Genomic DNA, 1,013 nt, shown 5'->3' with positions numbered 1-1,013 from the left:
CCGGCGTGTTTCACCGGTTTCCGGCGGCATGACGGTTCCGGCCGATCCGCACCGGGATCGCCTCCTCCCAGTCCCTATGCAGGAGATGATCAAGTGACAGAGACGCCTCGGCCGCTGGGTGGCACTGGGGGTACCGGGTATCGCGTCCTTCCTCGACGGGCTCGGCGCGAACATGGTGCCCGTGGCGGTGCCCGGTATCCAGCGGGATGTGGCCATCGGCTGCGCCACCGCGCAGTGGACGGGGGCCGGTTGCGCCCCGGGCCGGGCACTGTCCTCCTTCCGGGCCGGCGGGCGTCCTCGGCCGGATCTGCCGGGCATGCTGCTGGCGGCGGTGGCACCCGGGCCGATGTTCCCTTTTCGTCCAGGGCGGGGGACAGGGCCGGCCGGTCCGGGCGTTCGTGCTCATGGCCGCCGCGTGCCGCCGCTGATCGTGTTCGCCGTCCACCGGCGCAGGTGGCAGGCGGCAGGCGCTGGACGGATCCGCGCTGGTGCCGTCCGCCCTGTTCCGCGGGCGTTCCTTCTGCGCCGGGCTCGTGGTGAGGCTGCTCGCCTTCGACGATCCCGTCGCCGAGCGCCTCGGTCCCCGGCGTGGCACGGGGCGCATGACCTTCCTCCGGCCGGCTCACGGCCTGCCGGACACGGCCGGCACTTCCGGGCCGGCCAGTCAGCACACCACCTCCAGGAGGTTCGTATGACCGAGACACCGCAGAACAACGCCCACAGCGAGGAGAGCGAGGCCCGCCGGAAATTCCGTGAGGAGCTCGAACGCAAGAGCAACGCGAGCCGCGCGAAGAAGGCGCACGAGGAGGGCCGTCTGAAGGTCAAGGCGATGAACGGCCCGGCCGGACAGACCCGCCACTTCCGCCGCAAGACCGGGTGACACCGGGCGATCCCGCTCGCCCCGGGGGAAGACCCCAGGCTGCCGCGAGCCTCCCGGCGGGGAGGCTCGCGGCAGCCTGGTGCGTTCCGGCACGCGAACCCGCCCGAAGGCGCCCTGGAATCCCGCCCGGAAG

General features: G+C 72.8%; 1 protein-coding gene. It reads left to right on the top strand.

The features are described from left to right. The first annotated feature begins 691 nt into the window (after positions 1–691). Positions 692–880 carry a DUF5302 domain-containing protein gene (locus ACIOGX_RS36770; RefSeq protein ID WP_356517840.1) on the top strand — a complete coding sequence of 63 codons (189 nt, stop codon included), beginning with the start codon at positions 692–694 and terminating at the stop codon, positions 878–880. Positions 881–1,013 lie beyond the last annotated feature (133 nt).

Origin of the sequence: Streptomyces sp. NPDC088147, assembly GCF_044741565.1 — a bacterium.
Lineage (GTDB): Bacteria > Actinomycetota > Actinomycetes > Streptomycetales > Streptomycetaceae > Streptomyces.
This window is presented reverse-complemented; position numbering and strand designations above follow the sequence as displayed.